The 2,522-nt window shown below is 46.7% G+C and carries 3 protein-coding genes; all 3 read right to left on the bottom strand.

Translation table 11 applies throughout. From position 1 onward, the window contains the following. Positions 1 to 111: 111 nt before the first annotated feature. Complete coding sequence (locus ACI4J0_RS05865; protein ID WP_439764878.1) at positions 112 to 624, bottom strand: GNAT family N-acetyltransferase; 513 nt, start codon at positions 622 to 624, stop codon at positions 112 to 114. Between the two features lie 128 nt (positions 625 to 752). After that, positions 753 to 1,493, bottom strand: coding sequence for a MerR family transcriptional regulator (locus ACI4J0_RS05860; protein ID WP_439764877.1), 741 nt, complete (start codon positions 1,491 to 1,493; stop codon positions 753 to 755). A 268-nt stretch (positions 1,494 to 1,761) separates the two neighbouring features. Then, entirely contained in the window at positions 1,762 to 2,352 is a 591-nt protein-coding gene (locus tag ACI4J0_RS05855; RefSeq protein ID WP_439764876.1) for a pentapeptide repeat-containing protein, read from the bottom strand. Positions 2,353 to 2,522: the final 170 nt, after the last annotated feature.

Genomic DNA, 2,522 nt, shown 5'->3' with positions numbered 1-2,522 from the left:
TCAAACATACTTACCCTCAAAAACGTTCCGGTGGAACGTTTTTGACAAAGCAATTCCTGCATTGGTTTGTGCATATTATATAATTGTCGTTTCTTTTTCGACAGACTGAATTTATAAAAGCTTCTTCCTCATGACCACAAATCCGTCTCCGCCGTCTCTTTGGTATGAAAGATAATCCTCCATATCCTCAAAGACCTTTTTTAACTTGGGAGCGCCGTCCTCCCATACCTTGTATTCGGCGGGAAAATATCCGCAGCTTATGTAAAATTTCTCGGCATATCCCTCCGCCGACCCCAGAGAAACGGCTTTTTTCCCGTACCCTGCGGCGGCTTTTTCAAATTCTCTGAGCAGCATACTGCCATAGCCCCTGCGCTGATGGTCGTACCTTACCGCAATGCCGCAGAGCTCAAAGGAATTATCCTCGGGAAACTGCCTGCTCCTGTCCCTGCCGAAAGCCGCCCCGATGACCTCATTTTCGCATATCAGCAGCAAAAAGGCCTTTGGGAACTCTGCTGCGAATTTTCTCATTCGTTCGGGCTCACTGTCGGGGAGATATTCAGCGGTGAAACGGTAAAATTCCTCATCATATCCGGGGGAGAGAAGTATTATTTTCGGTTCGGACATTGGTAACGCTCCTTTCGCCTGTCTTTCTATAGTATTATAGCATATCCTCACCGTCATGTAAAGAAAAGCCCCCGTATCCGCATAAAAACGGATAGGGGGAAAGCGTTGTTATACTCTTTAGTATAAGCTTATTTGCAGTAGAATTTTATAGCCTCCGACATAAACACAGCGGTGCCTTTGCCCTGCTTGTCAATGTTTTCCATAAACCGCTCATCGGCAGCATACATCTCTCCGAGACCCGCGAGTATCTCCTTTGTGCAGGCGTAGTAATTTTCGGAAATAAAGTCCTGCCACTTCTTCACAATAGCCTGCGCCGAAGGGTCGGAGGGCTTTGCGCCCGACCTTGCGCACTCCGCAAATTCCCCGATAATGCCGTCCATAGCCGAATTTATCTCCTTCCATTTGTCCTTGTCATAGCCTGCGGTCTTTTCGGCACTTTCCTTGTATGCCGCCGTGCCGCCCCATCTTTCCTTTGCCTCTTTCGCATATTTTTCGCGCTGAGCCTCAAATTCGCTGTTGTCAAATACGTTCATACTCATTTTTTCTCCTTTCATCGCGCCCTCAAGAGCATTTATAAGCCGCCCAAGCCGTTTCATTTTCAGCTCCAGCAGGTGTTTTTGCTCCCCGAGCGCACGTTGCTTGTCGTACTCGGGAGAGGAAAGTATGTCGGAAATGCTTTTTAACGGAAAATCCAGCTCGCGGTAGAAGAGTATCTCCTGCATACGCTGTAAGCTTTGCTCATCATAAAAGCGGTAGCCGTTCTGTTCGTCAACATAAGAGGGCTTGAGCAGTCCGATCTCGTCATAATAGTGCAGCGTGCGCACGCTCACACCCGTAAGCTTTGCAAATTCTCTGATGTGTAATTTCATACTTTTCATCTCCCTGATTATGAGTATATACTATGACGTAACGTGAATGTCAAGGGGTTTTTGAAATTTTTTGTGACATAAACAGCGGATACGGGATCTTTCCGTACTTATACTAATTCTAAATCGTTCTATAGACAAAGCCGACAGATAGAATAAGTCCAGTCTAGGAAAGCGACCGCAGGCGGGCTTGCCGCCCGGCAAGGGAGCTTGACGACGAATGGGCTTATTCTAGCCGAGGATTTGTCTATAGGTTGATTGAGAATTAGTATTAATATTCCACCTTTACCCCCACCGACCCCAGCAGCTCCACAGCCTCGGGAAAAGAAAACACAGCATTTTTCATTTTGCAGGATAAAATATCCACCCGGTAGCCCGAAGCCTTTCTGAAATCAGCCTTCTGCAGATCGCAGCGGAAAAACTCCGTCCTGTCGAGCTTACAGCCTGTGAAGCGGCTTTCCGCCAGCTGACACCGGGCAAACATGGACTCGGTTATCTCATTGCCCGAAAAATCGAACTTTCTGAAATTTATCTCCGTAAAGGAATTGTATTTCAGATAACAGTCCTTCATAACAGCTATGGGGTCTGTAAAGGTCCCCTCGGGACGCAGTTCGCTCCAGTTTACTTCCGTAAGCCGACAGCCTATAAAGCGGCAGTCCTGCAGCTGTGAATGGAGCGAGGCTCTGGGCTTTGTGACTGTGCAGTTTTCAAAGGTGCAGTCTGAAAAAATACACTCAGACAGCTCTGCTTCTTCAAACAGGCAGTCTTTGAATGTGCAGTCGGAAAATCTGTAGTTTTCGAATTTTTCATAGGTGAAATTAAGGCTTTCAAAGGTCTCGTTTTCGTGATCTTTCTCGTTCATTTTCGCTCCTTAATTTAAAAAACAGCCCCTGTATCTGTCAGCTGATGTCAGATACAGGGGCATATTTTATTTTACTTTATATCTCGTAAAACCTGCGATTACTTCATCTCAGCGATAGCAGCCTGAGCAGCAGCAAGTCTTGCGATAGGCACACGGAAGGGTGAGCAGGA

It is taken from the genome of Huintestinicola sp. (assembly GCF_051882455.1).
Taxonomy (GTDB): domain Bacteria; phylum Bacillota; class Clostridia; order Oscillospirales; family Ruminococcaceae; genus Huintestinicola.
This window is presented reverse-complemented; position numbering and strand designations above follow the sequence as displayed.